The sequence below is a fragment of the Vibrio sp. KUL70 genome (assembly GCF_059725515.1).
Window position 1 is genome coordinate 1,757,453 of record NZ_AP045834.1, and the last position, 18,216, is coordinate 1,775,668.

Here is an 18,216-nt window from a genome sequence, read left to right on the forward strand (position 1 = left end):
TCCAACAACGTATGCGCGAACATCGAGCGTAGACGCTAAAAATTGCAATTAAAAAGCCTCATCACTATGAGGCTTTTGTCGTTAAATCGGGTTGGAGTTAAAACTCATACTGGAAATAGATGGTGTTGTAGTTACTGCCACCTTTGATGCGACCAAACTGTGACGCATTTTCGAAGATAGCCGAACGGTGGTGCAGCGAATAACCGAACCACAGATTGTTGAGATCACTCTTGCCGAACAGATCGCCTACATTGACATCGAACGAGAAGTCTAGGTAGTTCAATAGATGACTGGCGGTGTAGCCCTTTTCTGCCATTTCCGTCGCTTCAATATAAGTAATTGAATCGATGTATGACATACCTTCTGCCACACCAAAACGCCATTGTGTTGGCCAGTTAAAGGTATAGTAAGCCTTAATTGCAACCACATATTCCGTACTGCTTGATTGAACCTCTGAGCTCCAGTGGTGAACAATACCCGGTGTTAGGTAGATATCCAATGGGAAGCCAAATATCTCATCCGTCAATGGATGACCATAGAAGAATGAGGTCAACTGGTTATTAAACTCATCTTTCTCACGATTGAACTTCATGATATCGCCAATGTTTGATGGCGTTGCCCAACCGTGTGCCACGCGCAAATAAGCAGGGTTACTTAATCGTGGTTTGGGCGCTTTCTCTTTGTCATTGAAGAAACCGAAACCAACGTAAAATTCACCTTGATAGCGATCTTCAACAATTGACGATTGGTAGGCGTTATCATCTAGACGAGTGACACTCGTCGAACCAAGCAGGTACAAGTTGGAAACAACATGGTATTTGGCTTCAATGCCCACATTGAAATCGGCACCAGCACCTATAGACTTTCCATCGACTTCGTAATATTCAGTGTTAAAGTCTGCGCTCTTATAACGAAGTGTCGCACTAGGTGTGAACTCCCAATCTCCGACCTCGTAGTACCCTTTGGCTCTAAAATTGCCATGAAAACGGTAAGAGTCATCAGTCATCAGTTCGGTTTCTAATCGCCATTGATCATCCAGTTGATAGGTAAGCTGCGCACCAAAATCAGCGGTATCTCCCTCAATCGCATTCTGTTCAGATGCGGGAATGTCGATAAAGCGCATACGCGAAATGGCGTTCAGTTGCCACTTTTCATCCTCTGACTCGAGCAGGTATGCCCCCATTTCTGTACCATCAATAAAGACATAATCATTTTTAAAAAACAGCATAGGTACAAACGAGCTTACCGTTTGATCGCCACCGGACGTGTCGTAGGGAATACTCGCCGTTCGATACATCGCGGCAATACCCCACTCCTGCTCTTCAATCGCTACCGCATTACCACAGCTAAGTAGCGCGCCCGAGCTCATCATGGTTGCTATTAATTTATTCTTCATTACTGTTTTTTTCTCTATTTATCCGATTTCTGCTAACGAATAGGTATTTCTTGACCAATTTTGGTCAACTAACTTAATTTTAAGTAACTAACTTTAGGTTTGATCGCCATTGATCGTTACAATGGCGATCATCCTATGGTCAATTTAAAGTATTGTGAAAGTTTCCGAATTACAAAACATTATAAACCAGCTTCCGAACGATGCAGACCCTGACGTCGTTATGGGAGAGGCTTGGTTACCTGAAAGACTTATCGACACTACGCTCGATGGTGAGCTGCTTTTTCTTCAATTTGATAACGCTCCTGAAGAAACACAGGGAGACGAAGAAGGTCGTGGTTTTGTGGAGCACGAAGTTACCATGATCCGAGAAAAACTCGAACAAATACTTGATGCTCCCTCAGACACAAAAACAAAAGCCGACGCGATGCTGGCTCTATTTTTGATGGCGCATGAACTTTCTAGCTCGGAAGTTATCGAAATACTCGAAACACCCGAATCAGATAAAGACTCAATATAACTAAAGAATCGTCCACCACATCGATTTTAGGAACACTGTGAAGCATTCGACACCTAAAACACTCCCTTTGCTTATTGCTGGTCCAATACTGCGTAAAACGACCAAGAACGAAATTGTAATCTGGGTCGTTACCAGTCAACCACTTTTGGGTAGGATCTCGCTCTACCATCGCGATCAAGATCGTGCCTTTTTTCAGTCAAAGTTGGCTGAGCAGCAAAGCTTGAGAATTGGTGTGTCAGCTTGGGTAACGCTTATCCACCTTGAAGGAGATTTCCCAACCAATACGCCGCTCGAGTACGATATCGAGACGAACCAAGGCGGACTTAAAGCGTTAGCGTCACATCTTACTTACAAGGATCGCCAGCGTGTTGAGTTTGTTGTCTCAGAAGAGTCGAACTACATACTTCATGGCTCTTGTCGTAATCCACACCACCCAAGCAAAGACAGCTTGGTTGCCGCTGACAGCAAAGTTGAAACACAGTCCCCGCAAGAACGCCCTAATCTACTAATGATGAGTGGCGACCAAATTTACGCTGACCATGTAGCAGGACCAACGCTAGATGCCATTTACCAAGTGATCCAACTGTTAGGATTGCCGGATGAACGCTTACCAACCGACGCTCAGGTGGGTCATATTCATGACGGCCAATCTCTGTTTGGAAGTGAATATCACCTGTATCAACGCCACCATTACCTGCCACATCACAAGCAATCAGACTCTCTGCTAGATAAGCTGTTTCCCAATCGAAAAGTGGCAATTTTCAGTTCTAGCGACTGTGAAAACCACCTAGTGACCTTGTCTGAATTTGTTGCAATGTACCTATTGGTCTGGTCACCTACTCTATGGCAATGCATTAACCGCGAGCGTTTGATTGAGAACAACTTTGAGCAAGGTGGTCGAAAGCTCACACCACTCGAGCAACAACAGTGGCGTGATGAAACTGAAGTCATTAACGATTTCATCGAAGGTTTGCCGCAGGTTCAACGCTTACTCGCCCACATCCCGACTTACATGATCTTCGATGACCATGATGTGACCGATGATTGGAACCTAACCATAGGGTGGGAACAAGCGGTACTGCAAAACAAACTGGCTACACAAGTGATTGGGAATGGTCTCGCGTCATACTGGCTTTGCCAAGGTTGGGGAAATGCGCCCGAAAAGTTCAATGATGAATTTATCGATCACGCTAAATCAGTGTTTGAGATTCAAGCCTCGCAAGAGAACGCGCCTCTTCAACACATGATCGACGAACAAACACATCAAGCGTTCATCGAATATTTGAACCGCTTTGAAGATTGGCATTACACCATCGATCTATCACCAAAAGTCATAGTGCTTGATACTCGTACACGTCGCTGGCGTTCAGAATCACGCATGAATAAACCGTCAGGCTTGATGGACTGGGAAGCGTTAATTGAGCTTCAACATCAACTTATGCATCAAGACAAGGTGATTATTATCTCTGCTGCTCCGATGTTTGGGGTTAAGTTCATTGAAGCTTTACAGAAAATCATGACGACTTGTGGTCAACCGTTGCTGGTTGATGCGGAAAACTGGATGGCTCACCCTGGTAGTGCTAACACATTGATCAGCATTTTCACTCACACCAAAACACCGACCAATTTCGTGGTGCTTTCTGGAGATGTACACTACTCATTTGCATACGACATCAAGCTTCGTTATCGCAAGAACAGTCCAAACATCTATCAAATCACTTGCAGCGGGATTAAGAACAACTTCCCACCATCGCTACTTAAGTTCTGTGACGTATGTGATCGCCTGCTCTACAGCCCACGTTCAATACTTAATTATTTCACTAAACGCAAGCGTTTGAAAATTGAGAAACGAAGCCCTGACAACCAGAACTTCTATCGCCTTTCAAACCGTAGCGCGATTGGTGAACTCAAGCTCGATGATTCGGGAAAACCTATTTCAATCGCTACCTTAAGTGGTGATGGCAAAGTAACTCGCTTCCCTGAGCCTGATAAAGAGTGATGGCGATTCAAACGACCTATAATTTTGTCAGCATCGTGTAAACCCGCTTGGGATTGACCAAATCAATCCCAATGTTATTAGCATTAGGGCGGCCTATCAGCCAACTATTGTTATGTTGAGCCTGCAAATAAATCCTGTTTCGTACGATTGGAGCTTATTATGTTTAATTCTCTTACCTCACTGTTCAAACAACTGATTGAAGGTGAAGACCTCAGTCAAACCTCAAAAGCATCACCCAATATTGCGATAGCGAGTTTACTGTGTGAAGTCGCAGGCGCTGATCACGAAATTGGTGAGAAAGAGCAAGCCGCTAAACTCATGCTGATTCAACGTCTGTTAGGTTTAACTGAAGAAGAAGCCGCTCAGTTGCTCGATAAAGCGCAGCCACAAGTAGACCAATCGGTGTCTCTGTATGATTTCACATCGCAACTGCGCGAGCTTTCACAATCTGTACGCATCGACTTAATTAAGGCGATGTGGGAAGTGGCTCATGCTGATGGTGAGATTGATCCAATGGAAGATGCCGTGATTCGTAAAACTGCAGAACTGCTCTACGTAGACCACAGTGATTTCATCAAAACAAAACTGAGTGTTATTGGAAAAGAGTAGCTTTACAGCCTTCCCTTCTGCAACGCCATCGTACTCCTCACTAATGTTAGAGGCTAACCTAAGATGGTTAGCCTGTGCCCTATCTAATCACTAGAGAGAGAACGCCCGTAAAAGATCCCTTTCAGCTCTAAAGGGTCACCGTTTTTACGAATAAACAGTCCTCTTTGGTCTGATATCAACACACTACGTTTATTCTCTAGTTCCTGAATAAACAGGTTCTTTACATTGAATGCTTGAGGACTCGACGCTTGGTCTTGTTCCGTTTGATAGAAATAGTAATGGTCGCCCCAACGCAAGAAAACGCCAAAGAACTGCTTTGCATGAATCACACCGTCTCGGTCATAGCCAATGTAGTGCATTTTTGAGCGACCATTTCTGAGGCGCAGCGTCAGTTCCTCATATCCTACGCCGTCATAAGTGATCTTAAACTGGTACGTATTATTGGTGGAGATCCCAGAAACTAACCCAACCGTTAAAAGCAGTACAATGACGAGGATAATTGGCAGACAAAAAAATCTCACGTTAGGACTCTTGGCGGCAAGTAATTGACAAAAATTCAGAGGAAATCTCAACCCACTGCCCATCTATTAAAGCAACGGCTTGAATATTTTTGCATCCAACACCGCGTTCATGTAGATACACTCTAGTCACACCGCGTTTGGAGAGTTCTTCAAAAAGCGCCTCATCTTTCTTAATGATTTTAATGTCATCATGAACGACCTCTATCCCGGCTATAGTGTCATGATTCATGAAGAATGCCATTTGAGAAAAGGGGATTAAAAGCCCAACAGCTACTACAACTCCGAGCGCTCCTTTGACTAATGATGATAAACCAATGCCAAACACCACTTTCTCTAAAGATTCATGAGTATCGGATAACTCAGATGCTGCGAATTTAAACTGACTCACCGTTTTTGCTTTCACTGTCGTGCTGTCAGTAGTCGGAGTTGAAGTTGGAGTCGATGCTAGGGTATCAAGAGCTGGAATACAGTAACCCTCTTTTTGTACCGTCACCACTTTGAACGGTGCATTTAATGTAATCAACGCATTACGTAGGTTTTTAACGGCAACATTTAACGAACTACTCGTGACTACCTTTCCAGGCCAACACTGTTCGAGCAAAACGTCGCGCTTGATGGTCTTAGGAGAATCTTTGTACAAAAGACTTAAGATCAAACTCTCTGAACAAGATAGGTTAACTTGATGAGAAGTGGTCGTGCTTTGTAGTGTGCAAGTATCAAGATCAAGCATCAAGTCATCTAAGGTGATTTTATTGTTATCCATACAGTAAAAAGCGAATGTGCCAATCAACACAGACTAGCACATTTATAAATATTATTTCATAATCAGAGCGTTAGCTTAAAGCCCAGCTCACTAACATGGACATCCGCAAAGCCGAGCTTAACTGCTTCGAGTTCACTAGCCACTTGTCGTGCATGGTCTTCATCCTTGGCGAGTACTGCAATAGAGTAGACAGGACGAACCATCTTTGAGTCACCACCTGATGAACCAGAGATGTCTTTGTTATAAAGATAAGCGGAAGTGATGGTACTTGTCGCGCTCCAATCGACAATTTTCTGCAAGTCACGGCTGATAACCTTATCCACCAGCAATTTGTCTTCCGGTTTTTTCCAACTCAATTCTACGGCGTAGTTGACGAAGGCTACATCGGAATTTAACCACTTATTCCCAATATCTCTAACCTCGATAACCTCAGCTAGTTCTTTGTATTGTAGTGGTAAGTTGCCGATCGTATCCCGTACCTCTTGCTCACTATTCGCTTCCATCACGAATTTAATGATGGGAAACGACTTGTCACCGATGTTACTCTTACTCACAAACATATCGTGAATTAATCCAGCATCAATCAAGTTTGAGAAGGCTTTCTTTTGAATAGGCATCGTATCAAACACCGCTTGAGCATCGTCGGTTTTCCACGCAACAGCAACACCAAAGGCTGCCGCATTAATATTAAAAGATAAAAATAAGCTAAAAAAAGCTAAAGTCAGTGGGGCTGTGTATCGCATCAACATCATCTCTTAGTCTCGTATAATCCGGTATAGGTTAGGGTCGGCAGACACGCCTTTCATCATTATCGGCGGTAACTCCTTTCTCATGTTTGCTATCGCATTTTTGAACATGACCTCGCTCTCCCACTGCGCTACGTTAATAAAACGGTACGTCGCATCGTCATAAAGTGAACGATGCAATTTGGTCGAGATATATCCCGGTTGTTGCTCGAGAATGTCTCTCGCGGCCTCCCAATATTCGAGTGCTACCTCTTCGCTCGCTGCATCGACAGCAAACGTATTGATTAACACCACCGGCTCAGCCATTGCCAGGCTGCTAATCGTTACCATCAAAGCACCGAGTGTGTGCTTAATCGATTTTCTGATTATTGTCTCTTTCATACTCACTCCTTGTTAAAAACGAGAGAAACTTAACACATGTTTTGACGATAAAAAGACCACGAATCGATTTTTAATATTAATTAAAAATAGATGAGTTATACGAACCCAAAAACATACAAAAACCCACTATTGCAATTTCTGAACTTCACTTTGGCAGCATTTTGATTCTCATATTGAGATATTCATTCGATCTCCTATTGCCAAAATAACAAAAATCTACAAACCCTTTTGATTTCATAAGGTTAAAAATTGGCACCCTCTTTGCTCTAGTTAGGTTTTTAGGGATAAGAGGGAATCGACCATGAGAAAGCTACTTCCAACCATACTAACGACAGCAGTTGCTCTCACCTTACATGGATGCGGTGGAGGTGGCGGCGGAGGCGGTGGCAGTACATCAACGCCTGCAGCAACTCAGAGTTTCTCAGACATTTCAGTGCCGAGCTCTTTTGAGTGGAGCGGCTCGACTTCTCGAGATCTCACTATCAATGTTGTCAGTGATGTGTCACAGCGTGACGGAGAAGCGGCAGCGATCCGCGGCTCTCACATTATCAAGCTTTATAGCATGAGTAGTGGCACTACCGATTCGCAACCCTTCTATACCGGCATGACAAACAACGATGGTCAACTGACGAACACACTGAGCCTGTTAGACACATGGCAAGGCATTAAATTGGTAGCGCTTGTTCGTGGCAACGAGTGTATCTCTCAGGTTGATTCGACGAACATTACCGATGCGCTGTATGTCAGTTGCAACATCGTTTTAGACGCAGATTAAGGAGTGAATTATTATGGATAATATGAAGAAATCACTGCTTGTAGTCGGTTCCATAGCTGCGTGTAGTCTTTCCAATCAAGTATTTGCAGCGGCTTCAGACAACCAAACTGTCGATAACGGTGACGGCTCTACGACCGTAACTCAAAAGATCAATGCCAGCAGTACTTCTCCTCACTATGTTGCACCTTCTGGATACGGATTTTCGATCTACAGTAACAAGAACGAAGACTACTCTTGGCAACACAACATTTCTATTCCATCTGGTGCTCAAGTCACCTCCGCGACACTCACAATCTATGCTTACGATGTGGATTCTGAAGCTCATCATGGTGAAAATGGGGAGTACGATAGTGTGACGGTTGACGGCACTATGCTCAATCCAGGTTTCCTTCAAGGCACCAACAACAACTGGTCTACAACGGTGTTTGATTTACCACTTGCTTCACTGGAAGACGGCTTGATCAACGTAGACCTAGACATCGATGTGAATGGTGATGGTTGGTTAACTACTCTCGATTACAGCCTATTGACGGTAACCTACACCGAGATTGAGAACGATCCTCCATTCACTCCAACCTTATCTCGCAGCAGCGGTTTAGGCGACAATGACCCACTAGTGGTGTCAGTAACAGGCCCGAGCCCTGCCGATCCAGATGGTGACTCAGTCACGTACACTTATCGTTGGTTTGTCGATGTCGGACAAGGCTTCTATGTAGATGATGAGTTCGTCGGCAAGAGTGACAACAATGGTGCAACCCTACCTGCTAACCAGACTGAAAATGGCGAACTGTGGAAAGTGCAGGTGACCGCGGTTGACTCTAACGGTCTGATCAGTAACTTTGCAGAAATCAGTTGGCCAAAGATTGGTGATAGCGATGGCGACGGTGTGGCTGATGCCAATGACTACGCACCAAACGATCCGAATATCGCATTCTATAGCCGAACACCAACAACCGGCTGGCATACATTAGCGTACGAAGATCTATGGCCTTATGAGGGCGATTACGATCTGAATGATTTCGTCACTCGCTACGCTTACGGTGTTTACACCAACGCAAGCAATGAAGTCACTCGATTCGATTACTACGGTCAAGCCGTTGCTCGTGGTGCGGCTGAAAACAACAGCTTTGCGATATCTCTAGCTGGATTGGAAGCATCTGATGTTGGTACGTTGACGCGTACGATCGACGGTGTCACGACAACGGTGACTCCTGAATCCGGTCATAGCGGCGAAATGGTATTCATACTGATTGACAGCGTAAACGAACTATTGCCAGCCAGCAGTTCATCTAACTTCTACAATACCGAAGCGGGTGATAACCGAAGCGCGGTAGATTACAGCGCATCGATAGTCATTGATGGCTCTATGAGCAGCTTAGCACCAAAAGCGTTCAACCCGTTCATTTTCAAAGTAGGCTCTAGAAATAAAGAGATTCACTTAATGAACTACCCGAACACAGACCTAGCCAATACCAGCATATTCGGTGTCGGCGATGATGACAGTGTTGCTGAGAATAACGAGTTCTATCAAACGCAGGCAGGTCTACCTTGGGCATTAGATGTTCCAGCAAATTGGGCTCATCCATACGAGAAAACAGATACCAGCCAAGCTTACCCAGACATCACGCCTTGGGTAGAAAGCGGTGGTGCAACTCATACGGATTGGCACTCTAACCCTGCGCCATCTAAAACGTGGTAACAGAGTCGATAGCCCAACCGATAAAGAGTAACTAATAAGAAAAAAGCCATCATTACAGATTGAGTAATGATGGCTTTTCTAATGAGTAACGCTGGGCTTTAAAGCATCGTTAAAGTGAGCTTGGCCAAGTTGTATGCATCGACATAACCTGAGTGCTGACGCCCTTCCCACTCGATATTTTGTGCTTCTTGAGCCGCTCGATGACCAATGCGCTTGTCTTTCAAGCGATGTTGAATGCGATACAAGGTCGCGATATTGAGGAACTCGGTAAACGGAGGTTCAATCCCTTTCTCGATACACTCTTTGTGTAAAATCAAGTCGTCACGCCCCCACGCTGCATAAATCTTATTTGGACCGCCAAAGTTTTTGATCATCGACTGAACCACAGACGCCAATGGGCGACCCTGTTTTTCGATCTTACGCGGTGTAATACCGGTTAATTCCGCACAAAACAGAGAGACTTCATCTTTTTCAGGCTTAACGTAGTACTGAGCGCGTTTAACGATTTCTCCCGAAGCCAGATCAATCTCAGCCAGACCCACTTCAATGATCTCGCCCGTTGTTCCCACTCCATCTTCGTTCCAACAGCACATTTCCAAATCGAAACAAACTACTCGATTGTGATTCATACGTTGCCTAATTCTCTCATCTAAAATTTAAAGCAGGGATTGTACCTGAGCCTTTTCAAGATCTCGACCCCAAGGCTGTTAAGTGTTCAAATCACCTGCAATTGTCACCTGGTTTCGCCCATTCACTTTACTTTGATAGAGCATGCTGTCGGTAAGTTGAAGAGTTTCTTCTACCCCCTCATTCACGCGAATAGTCGCACCGATACTCAATGTACAACGAAGTGTCTGACCATTGTGCTCACAAACTGTCTCTCGTACCTTATTTAGAATAGAGTCCAAGTAACTCGACAGCTGTTCTCTATCAGCAATAGATGAAAGAATACAAAATTCGTCCCCACCAATTCGGAACAAGTTATCTCCAGACTTGAGACTGACGGAAATAACCTTAACCACGTGCATTAACAAAGCATCACCAGCGGGGTGGCCGTATTCATCGTTTATCGCTTTAAATTTATCAATATCAAACCCAATGAGGCTAAAAGGCTTGTCGCTTCGTATGGCATTATCGAGCATTTTATTAAACGCGCGGCGATTGTAAATCTCAGTCAAGCTATCGTGATTAGCAAGAAAACGAAGTTCTTCGGTACGCTTATCGAGCATTTGATAGAGTCTTTCTTTCTCCCTTACTTGCAAGTTCACAATGTACGCCAGTAACAGGGAAATCATGGTTCCCACTAGCGCGATACCCGCCAATACCAAATAGCCATTGGAAGAGATGTAAGAGTTGATTTGGTAGTCGACTGTCCATTGTCGATTGGTCAGCATGATATGTTTAGTGATACGCTGCCCATCGATGTCCTCAAACCCGTCAGACTCGAATAAAATAGGGGCATCTTCTGCTTCAAATCCATGATCCGTAACACGAACATGTACATTCATATCACCCACAGTTGAAGCAAGAAGGTTTTCAAAATAGAAGGTTGTGCGGATCACTCCAATCACCACACCGAGCAGATTATCGGTTTTTCCATCAAATACTGGGTGGTACACCAACATACCTGTTTTGGGTAGATCGCGACTCAAACCATCCTGCAATAATCGTACTTTATCCGAAATGTTCGCTTTTCGAGTCTCACGTATATTATCTATGATGAGCCTAAAGCGTTCACGGGAGGAATAGAATCCTAAGACTTGATTATTGCGCTCTGTATTTGGATAAACGTCGGTTGCGACAAATGCTGGCTCGCCATCTAGAACGTAGCCATAGGTTTTAGGGCCATGTTTAGGGATAGTGTAGAGTTCAAAAGATGGGTACAGCGTTTTCATTTTCGCCGTATATTGATCAATTTCATCTGCTGTGACCTTTTGCATCCATTGCAGACCGATAAGACTTTTGGAACCGTTAACGGTTTGCTCAGCGAAACGGTCGAACTTATCCCAATGTTGAGGATCATTGGAGTAAAAGAAATTTGCGCCAGAGCCAATATAGGCCACGTCGTTGTCAATGAAAGCTTCCAAACTCAGAGTTTGATGATCAGCAAAGCTGTTTAAGTTTGCCTTTAAGGATCGGCTTTGCGTTATGGCAACAACGACAAGACACAACAGTGTTATCAAAAACGTGACAGAAAAAGTAACTAACGGAAGTGTTCGTTTTTTCAACCCAGTTCTAGGGTCGATAGTATGGGGCATGGACCTTCCAAAACATATTATTTGATTCTAAATTATACACCGACAATATAACAGTCTCTATTACCCTTTAGGGATTATTTTGGATTAGTGCTGACACTATTCACAAACTGCGGACATAAACGGCGATTAAAGCAACAAATCTCGGTTACTTTTCAAGCTAACACACCAAAAAAACCTTTTATCAAAAACATTAAATAAAGCTCTTAGACCTTGAATATGCTAGTATCCATTCATATTTATAGCTTGAAAGAAACTCTCTTACCCCAAGGTAAATGACTCTTCTTTCCAACCAGTATATTCACATATACCAGCGAATATACCGTTAAATCAATCTAAAGAGAAATCACAATGAACTTTGATTTAAACCTTATCCCACAAACGTTTGATATGCTTCACGCAGGTCTAACTGCATCAAGCGTTTTACTACTGCTGATCGCTGTATCTCGCAAATCTAAAGTCGTCGAGAAAGTGGTTGAAAAGCCAGTAGAGAAAATTGTTGAAGTTGAAAAGCCGGTTGAAAAGATCGTAGAAGTTGAGAAAGTTGTTGAAGTAGAAAAAGTTATCGAAAAAGTCGTAGAAGTTGAATCTAAGCTAGCAACAGCATCCACAGATTCTGCAATGCAGCTTCTATCTATCATGCAACAAGAAGCTCGCCTGATTGACTTCCTAAAAGAAGACCTAACGTCGTTCTCTGACGAAGAAGTTGGTGCTGCAGCACGTGTTATCCACACTGGCGGCCAAAAAGTACTGAGTGACTACGTAACTCTATCTCACATCCGTAGCGAAGACGAAGAGACGCGCATTACTGTAGCTGAAGGTTTCAACCCACAAGAAGTTCGTCTAACAGGTAACGTAACTGGTAGCGCACCATTCAACGGTACGCTTGTTCACAAAGGCTGGAAAGCGACTGAAATGAAGCTGCCTAAACTGGCTGAAAACTACGATGCGTCGGTTATTGCTCCTGCAGAGGTAGAACTATAATGGAACAGCATAACCACTTATCTCAAGACGCTTCGTCTCAAGAGCAACCAGCACAAGAGCAAGGCGCTAAATACAGCGTAGGTATCGACTTGGGTACTACCCACTGTGTGCTGTCTTTCATTGATACAACTAATGAAGATGCGCGAGTAGAAGTAATGCCAATCCCTCAGCTTACAGCTCCGGGTACAGTAGAAACACGCAGCCAACTGGGTTCGTTCCTATATCAGCCTCACGAACACGAGATGAACGAAGCGTCACGCGTGCTTCCTTGGTCAACAGAACCAAAAGCACTGGTTGGCGCAATTGCTCGTAACCTTGGCTCAAAAACACCAATCCGCCTAATCGCTAGCGCGAAATCTTGGTTATGTCACGCTGGCGTTAACCGTCGTGATGCTTTCCTTCCTGCAGGTAGCCCTGAAGAAGTTGAAAAAGTATCACCGCTGAAAGCGACTGAGCTTTACCTAGAGCACCTGAAAGAAGCTTGGAACCACGCTAATCCATCACACCCGCTTTCTGAGCAAGATGTGACCATTACTGTTCCTGCATCTTTCGACCCTGCAGCTCGTGACTTAACGGCAGAAGCAGCACGTAACGTTGGTTTCACTCACCTGACTCTACTTGAAGAGCCACAAGCGGCACTGTACAGCTGGATCGATAACAGCAACGATCAGTGGCGTGATGAAGTTGAAGTTGGCGACATCGTGCTTGTTGTCGATATCGGTGGTGGTACGACTGACCTTTCTTTGGTAGAAGTGACTGAAGACGACGGCAATCTAACTCTGAACCGTATCGCGGTAGGTGAACACATCCTACTCGGCGGTGACAATATGGATTTAGCGCTGGCTTACCGTCTGAAGATGAAGCTAGCACAAGAAGGCAAAGAGCTGGCTCCTTGGCAAGTTCAAGCGATGACGCACGCATGTCGTGACGCAAAAGAAGCGCTGCTGAACGATGCCGAGCTGCAATCTGTGCCAATCGTTGTTCCAAGCCGTGGCTCTAAGCTACTGGGTGCAACACTAAAAACTGAACTGACACAACAGGAAGTACAGCAAACTCTGGTTGATGGCTTCTTCCCTAAAGTGGCTGTAACTGATCACCCAGTTCAGAAAACACGTGGTGCACTGACTCAAATGGGTCTGCCTTACGCTCAAGATGCGGGCATCACGCGCCATATTGCGGCTTTCCTATCTAAGCAAGCAAACGCGCTATCAGGTGGCGAAGAAACGACTCAGCAAGATTTCAACCCATTCGCAAACATGCCAGGCATGCCGGGTGCTGAAGCGCCTGCTGCTGATTTCATCAAACCTACCGCTATCCTATTCAACGGTGGTGTTTTGAAATCTAGCCTACTGGCTGATCGTCTTTCAGATACGATCAACGAATGGCTAATCAATGCAGATGCAGAATTTGCTAAGCAACTTTCTGGTCTGGATCTTGATCTTGCCGTTGCAAGCGGTGCTTCTTACTACGGCGCTGTTCGTCGTGGCCAAGGCGTACGTATTCGCGGTGGTATCGCTTCTGCTTACTACGTAGGTATTGAAAGTGCGATGCCAGCTATTCCAGGTATGGCTCCTCCAATGGAAGCACTGTGTGTTGCTCCATTTGGTATGGAAGAGGGCTCAAGTGTTCAAGTACCAAGCCAAGAGTTCGGCCTAGTCATCGGTCAACCGGTTCACTTCCAATTCTTCGGTTCGACGACACGCCGTGACGATGAGGCGGGTACTCACCTTGACCACTGGGCACCAGAAGATCTAGAAGAACTGCCAGAGATCCAAGTGACTCTGCCTGTGTCTGAAGGTCGTCGTGAAGGCGAAGTCGTTCCTGTAACGCTTGCTTCACGCGTCACTGAGTTAGGTACGCTTTACCTAGAAGCAATTGCGACTGACAACGGTCAGAAGTGGCACGTTGAGTTTGACGTTCGTGAAGATTCGAACCAAGACTCAAACGAGCAAGCATAATGATTCAACGGCACCTTCGCGGGTGCCGTTATTTTATCAAAGCGTGATTCTCTGCCGCTGATACGGATAACCTAGAGAATCTGTTTTCAACCGATACATTGAAATCCAAAGTGATGATATTCCCGACTCAATTGTTTATCACGATTGATGTAATACCTCCTTATCGGGAATGACGTTTAAGAATTACGACAATAAGACCAACTCTTTCAACAAACTGGTCATCACTTGAGAAGAATAAGGTTTTGTATGGCATCTCCTCGTTTCTTAGTCGGTATCGATTTGGGTACCACCAACACTGTGGTGGCTTACTGTGAAATCACCGACGATTTACAACAATCCCCTGTTTCTCTGTTCGACATCGACCAGCTTATCGGCCCTGGCGAAGTGGTCCGTAAACCTCTACTCCCCTCTTTCCGTTATCACCCAGCTCAAGGGCAGATTGCGCAAAACGATCTTACACTTCCTTGGGACGTTGAACCTGTCGCTGGCGATATTAGTAATGTGATTGTTGGTGAATGGGCACGTGAACTCGGCGCTAAAGTTGAAGGTCGTCAGGTATCCAGTGCTAAAAGTTGGCTCTCTCACCAAGCTGTAGACCGTAATTCGGACATCTTGCCATGGGCAGGTGCAAGTGACGTCGATAAAGTCTCACCTGTTGTAGCAAGTGCAAGCTACCTCAACCATATCCGTCAAGCTTGGAACTACCGCAACCCAAGTAACAAGCTAGAAGATCAAGATGTTGTGGTAACAGTACCCGCATCGTTTGATGAAACAGCGCGTAAATTGACGTTAGAAGCGGCTCAACTGGCGGGTCTTAACAAGATCTTACTACTGGAAGAGCCTCAAGCGGTTTGCTACGACTGGTATGCTCGCCACCAGCAAACAGCGGCAGAAGAGCTTGAACAACTGCCGCTGATCTTAGTGTGTGACGTTGGTGGTGGTACGACCGACTTAAGCTTGATTGAAGCACGCTTTAATTCCAACAATGGCGGTGAAGCAGAGCTCGCCCTTGATCGTATTGGTGTTGGCGAACACCTAATGCTTGGTGGTGACAACCTAGACTTGGCTCTAGCGCACCTTGCTGAGCAGCGTTTCAACCAAACCAAAAAGTTGAATGCTTCTAGCCTAACCAAGCTGATTCAGCAAACTCGAAGCGCTAAAGAGAGCCTACTCTCAAGCCAAGCGCCAGAGGATGTGAAAATCACCATGCTGGGTAGTGGTTCAAAGCTACTTGGTGGTACAAAGAGTATTGGCTTGACCAAGGCCGAAGTACATCAGATTGCTCTGGAAGGCTTCTTCCCTCTTTCTGACTTTAATGAAGTTCCAGACAAACGCCGCAGTGCGGTGGTCGAGTTTGGTCTTCCGTATGTTGCTGATCCAGCAGTAAGCAAACACATTGCCGAGTTTCTAACTCAGCACCAACAAGTGTCAAAAGCTGCGTTGGAAAACTCTTCAATTGAGCATGATGAGTCTGCACCAGCGATTCCAGTAGCCATCCTATTGAACGGTGGTGTGTTTAACAGTGACTTGGTAACCGATCGTATCACTCAATTAATGAGTGGTTGGAGAGGCTCGGATATCACCGTATTAGATAACCCGCATCCAGATTGGTCGGTCGCTTTAGGTGCCGTTGCCTTTGGTAAAGCACGTCGTGGCGCACAACTAAAAATTGGCGGTGGTGCCGCTCGTTCTTACTTCTTGCATCTACAAGAAAAGAACAAGATGGGCAAAGCACTTTGTCTACTGGCTAAAGGTACCGAAGAAGGTCACGAGATTCGTCTAAGCAGTCGTCGTTTCTCTTTAACTCTTGGCGAACCAGTACGATTCAACCTACTGACTTCCACTCATGATCAGATCGCTCACGATACTGCGATTCAAAATGGCGTGATGGTTGACGTCGATGCGGATCTTTTTTCACCGTTACCGCCTTATATCTCAACGCTGGAAAGCTTGGATGACAAAGAGCTTCAAGCTAACCAGAAAGAGCGTGTTGAGGTTCAGCTTGCTTGCCAATTAACAGAAGTCGGCACACTGAAAATGGAGTGTGTGAGTGTTAATGATGACAACCAGCGTTGGTCGTTGGAGTTTGAGGTTCGCAATAAGCAAGGTGATGATACTGAGCAAGAGCAGCTCCACCCTCGCCTTGAAGAGTGTAAAGAGCTCATATCTCGCCTCTACAGTGGGAATAAGAAAAGTGCCGATTCAAAAGAGATTAAGACACTCGCTAAAGATCTTGAAAAGCGTTTAGGGAAACGGGATGAGTGGGATTTCACCACCTTGCGTCACCTATTTGATACCTTCTCACTCGGTAGAAAACGCCGCCGCCGCTCTGAAGCCCACGAGAAAAACTGGCTTCGCTTGGCTGGGTATTCCATGCGTCCCGGTTTTGGTGATCCAACGGATTCATGGCGTATGGAACAACTGTGGGGTCTGTATCAACAAGGTATTCAGTTCAAGAATCACCAAGGTTGGACGGACTGGTGGGTATTCTGGCGTCGTGTCGCAGGCGGCTTGAACCAAGAGCAGCAAGAGACCATCTTGGCAGATATTGCTAAGTATCTACACCCGGGTGCGATGAAGAATCCTAAATCAGCGAAAGATGCGCAAGACCACGGTTACGAATCTATGGTTCGCTTGGCAGCTTCTTTAGAGCAACTAGAAGTCGAAGACAAAGCGCTACTTTCGACTTGGTTCCTCAACAAAGCGATTAATCATAATCAGTTCGAGCAAGCACACTGGTGGGCACTGGGTCGTTTGGCGTCTCGTACACCTCTGTATGGAAGCCAACACACTGTCATTCCACGTGAGCAAGCTGAACAATGGCTACCTAAGCTACTTGAGCAGAACTGGCACAAAGAGCCTATGATTGCCTTTGCAGCCGTCATGATTTGTCGTAAGACGGGCGATCGCTTATTCGATATTTCTGATGATTTCCGCGCACAAGTTATCGAGAAGTTGAAGAGCAGTAAAGTGCCAGACTCATGGCTAACACTGGTGACTGAAGTGACTGAGCTTTCAGAAAGCGAGTCTAAGCGTGTGTTTGGTGATGCTCTACCAAGCGGGCTGAGTTTAATTCAGAGCTAATCCGTTTTAATACGACCAGTTGATAATAAAAAAGCCACTTTCGCTGATTGAAAGTGGCTTTTTAGTTTATGTTGGTTACCTTGTTTAACCATTTAAATCGTTGAACCATAATGTGGTTTGTCATTACTAATGTTTTGTTCCGGTTGGGTTAATCGTAAAATCCGTGTGTTCATAAATATCAGACAGTTTTTTAGGTTTCTTCGGTTTTGCTCCTCGTTTAGTTGGCTGATGAGTTTCGTTCAATATCCACTCCTCATGCATTTTTGCCGAATCCAAGAAATCTGGATCTTCCATTGCTTCCTTGCGAAGTTTATTTACACGTTCGAGAGTTTCCCAAATCATAATACTTCACCTCCACTAAGGCAGTACTATAAATTTAGTTCACAGGCGAAAAACTTCAAATAAACTAATGAGATAGCGATCTCATTTTGAGAATTCAGCTAATTATCAGGTCAGTTTTTATCCAATCAGCACGATCAAAAAAGCGAGCACTGAGCCCGCTTTGTTCATCTGATCACGCCAAACCCAT

16 protein-coding genes are annotated in these 18,216 nt (G+C 45.0%); 8 read left to right on the forward strand and 8 right to left on the reverse strand.

From position 1 onward, the window contains the following. Positions 1-97 precede the first annotated feature (97 nt). Entirely contained in the window at positions 98-1,396 is a 1,299-nt protein-coding gene (locus AC6I7V_RS07600) for a MipA/OmpV family protein (RefSeq protein ID WP_498010592.1), read from the reverse strand. 154 nt (positions 1,397-1,550) lie between these two features. Between AC6I7V_RS07600 and AC6I7V_RS07605 the strand changes: the two genes are divergently transcribed. The 3 genes from AC6I7V_RS07605 to AC6I7V_RS07615 all read left to right on the forward strand — a co-directional run bounded on the left by AC6I7V_RS07605 (position 1,551) and on the right by AC6I7V_RS07615 (position 4,521). After that, the gene (locus AC6I7V_RS07605; RefSeq protein ID WP_255230580.1) at positions 1,551-1,913 is read left to right on the forward strand and encodes a VC1380 family protein; all 363 of its coding nucleotides are present in this window, start codon (positions 1,551-1,553) and stop codon (positions 1,911-1,913) included. A gap of 37 nt (positions 1,914-1,950) precedes the next feature. Further along, positions 1,951-3,912, forward strand: a complete 1,962-nt coding sequence (locus tag AC6I7V_RS07610; protein WP_498010593.1) for a metallophosphoesterase family protein — start codon at positions 1,951-1,953, stop codon at positions 3,910-3,912. A 159-nt stretch (positions 3,913-4,071) separates the two neighbouring features. After that, positions 4,072-4,521 carry a tellurite resistance TerB family protein gene (locus AC6I7V_RS07615; RefSeq protein WP_498010594.1) on the forward strand — a complete coding sequence of 150 codons (450 nt, stop codon included), beginning with the start codon at positions 4,072-4,074 and terminating at the stop codon, positions 4,519-4,521. A gap of 83 nt (positions 4,522-4,604) precedes the next feature. Here AC6I7V_RS07615 and AC6I7V_RS07620 read toward each other — a convergent pair whose 3' ends face one another. The 4 genes from AC6I7V_RS07620 to AC6I7V_RS07635 form a co-directional block, all read right to left on the reverse strand. Continuing rightward, the gene (locus AC6I7V_RS07620; RefSeq protein ID WP_498010595.1) at positions 4,605-5,042 is read right to left on the reverse strand and encodes a hypothetical protein; all 438 of its coding nucleotides are present in this window, start codon (positions 5,040-5,042) and stop codon (positions 4,605-4,607) included. Position 5,043: 1 nt separating this feature from the next. Further along, the gene (locus tag AC6I7V_RS07625) at positions 5,044-5,805 is read right to left on the reverse strand and encodes a winged helix-turn-helix domain-containing protein (RefSeq protein WP_498010596.1); all 762 of its coding nucleotides are present in this window, start codon (positions 5,803-5,805) and stop codon (positions 5,044-5,046) included. A gap of 62 nt (positions 5,806-5,867) precedes the next feature. Then, on the reverse strand, positions 5,868-6,548 hold the full coding sequence (locus AC6I7V_RS07630) for a hypothetical protein (RefSeq protein ID WP_498010597.1): 681 nt from the start codon (positions 6,546-6,548) through the stop codon (positions 5,868-5,870). A gap of 12 nt (positions 6,549-6,560) precedes the next feature. After that, positions 6,561-6,917 (reverse strand): antibiotic biosynthesis monooxygenase family protein, encoded by a 357-nt coding sequence (locus AC6I7V_RS07635; RefSeq protein WP_498011667.1) that lies wholly within the window; start codon positions 6,915-6,917, stop codon positions 6,561-6,563. Positions 6,918-7,233: 316 nt separating this feature from the next. On the opposite strand from AC6I7V_RS07635, the gene AC6I7V_RS07640 reads away from it, so the two are divergent. Further along, positions 7,234-7,707: a hypothetical protein gene (locus AC6I7V_RS07640; RefSeq protein ID WP_255230577.1), complete on the forward strand. Its 474-nt coding sequence runs from the start codon at positions 7,234-7,236 to the stop codon at positions 7,705-7,707. 13 nt (positions 7,708-7,720) lie between these two features. Beyond that, the gene (locus AC6I7V_RS07645; RefSeq protein WP_498010598.1) at positions 7,721-9,406 is read left to right on the forward strand and encodes an LruC domain-containing protein; all 1,686 of its coding nucleotides are present in this window, start codon (positions 7,721-7,723) and stop codon (positions 9,404-9,406) included. Between the two features lie 98 nt (positions 9,407-9,504). Here the strand turns inward: AC6I7V_RS07645 and AC6I7V_RS07650 are convergent, their stop codons facing one another. Next, entirely contained in the window at positions 9,505-10,035 is a 531-nt protein-coding gene (locus AC6I7V_RS07650; RefSeq protein WP_032548762.1) for a 3'-5' exonuclease, read from the reverse strand. A gap of 78 nt (positions 10,036-10,113) precedes the next feature. Then, entirely contained in the window at positions 10,114-11,664 is a 1,551-nt protein-coding gene (locus tag AC6I7V_RS07655) for a sensor domain-containing diguanylate cyclase (protein WP_498010599.1), read from the reverse strand. Positions 11,665-12,012: 348 nt separating this feature from the next. Here AC6I7V_RS07655 and AC6I7V_RS07660 point away from each other — a divergent pair, with 348 nt between their 5' ends. The 3 genes from AC6I7V_RS07660 to AC6I7V_RS07670 all read left to right on the forward strand — a co-directional run bounded on the left by AC6I7V_RS07660 (position 12,013) and on the right by AC6I7V_RS07670 (position 17,687). Beyond that, a complete protein-coding gene (locus AC6I7V_RS07660; RefSeq protein WP_032548760.1) occupies positions 12,013-12,645 on the forward strand; it encodes a DUF2760 domain-containing protein in 633 nt (210 codons plus the stop codon). Next, positions 12,645-14,603 (forward strand): Hsp70 family protein, encoded by a 1,959-nt coding sequence (locus AC6I7V_RS07665; RefSeq protein WP_498010600.1) that lies wholly within the window; start codon positions 12,645-12,647, stop codon positions 14,601-14,603. The genes AC6I7V_RS07660 and AC6I7V_RS07665 overlap by 1 nt, the downstream gene beginning before the upstream one ends. Positions 14,604-14,849: 246 nt before the next feature. After that, on the forward strand, positions 14,850-17,687 hold the full coding sequence (locus AC6I7V_RS07670) for an Hsp70 family protein (RefSeq protein ID WP_498010601.1): 2,838 nt from the start codon (positions 14,850-14,852) through the stop codon (positions 17,685-17,687). 126 nt (positions 17,688-17,813) lie between these two features. On the opposite strand, the gene AC6I7V_RS07675 is transcribed toward AC6I7V_RS07670, so the two are convergent. Next, entirely contained in the window at positions 17,814-18,029 is a 216-nt protein-coding gene (locus AC6I7V_RS07675) for a hypothetical protein (protein ID WP_032548757.1), read from the reverse strand. Between the last annotated feature and the right edge of the window lie 187 nt (positions 18,030-18,216).

Bases quoted from the DNA above. Each gene is read 5' to 3' on its own strand.
- AC6I7V_RS07640 (WP_255230577.1), top strand. From the start codon at position 7,234: ATGAGAAAGCTACTTCCAACCATACTAACGACAGCAGTTGCTCTCACC.
- AC6I7V_RS07650 (WP_032548762.1), bottom strand. From the start codon at position 10,035: ATGAATCACAATCGAGTAGTTTGTTTCGATTTGGAAATGTGCTGTTGG.
- AC6I7V_RS07625 (WP_498010596.1), bottom strand. From the start codon at position 5,805: ATGGATAACAATAAAATCACCTTAGATGACTTGATGCTTGATCTTGAT.
- AC6I7V_RS07665 (WP_498010600.1), top strand. From the start codon at position 12,645: ATGGAACAGCATAACCACTTATCTCAAGACGCTTCGTCTCAAGAGCAA.
- AC6I7V_RS07615 (WP_498010594.1), top strand. From the start codon at position 4,072: ATGTTTAATTCTCTTACCTCACTGTTCAAACAACTGATTGAAGGTGAA.
- AC6I7V_RS07655 (WP_498010599.1), bottom strand. From the start codon at position 11,664: ATGCCCCATACTATCGACCCTAGAACTGGGTTGAAAAAACGAACACTT.
- AC6I7V_RS07630 (WP_498010597.1), bottom strand. From the start codon at position 6,548: ATGCGATACACAGCCCCACTGACTTTAGCTTTTTTTAGCTTATTTTTA.
- AC6I7V_RS07645 (WP_498010598.1), top strand. From the start codon at position 7,721: ATGGATAATATGAAGAAATCACTGCTTGTAGTCGGTTCCATAGCTGCG.
- AC6I7V_RS07670 (WP_498010601.1), top strand. From the start codon at position 14,850: ATGGCATCTCCTCGTTTCTTAGTCGGTATCGATTTGGGTACCACCAAC.
- AC6I7V_RS07600 (WP_498010592.1), bottom strand. From the start codon at position 1,396: ATGAAGAATAAATTAATAGCAACCATGATGAGCTCGGGCGCGCTACTT.
- AC6I7V_RS07660 (WP_032548760.1), top strand. From the start codon at position 12,013: ATGAACTTTGATTTAAACCTTATCCCACAAACGTTTGATATGCTTCAC.
- AC6I7V_RS07675 (WP_032548757.1), bottom strand. From the start codon at position 18,029: ATGATTTGGGAAACTCTCGAACGTGTAAATAAACTTCGCAAGGAAGCA.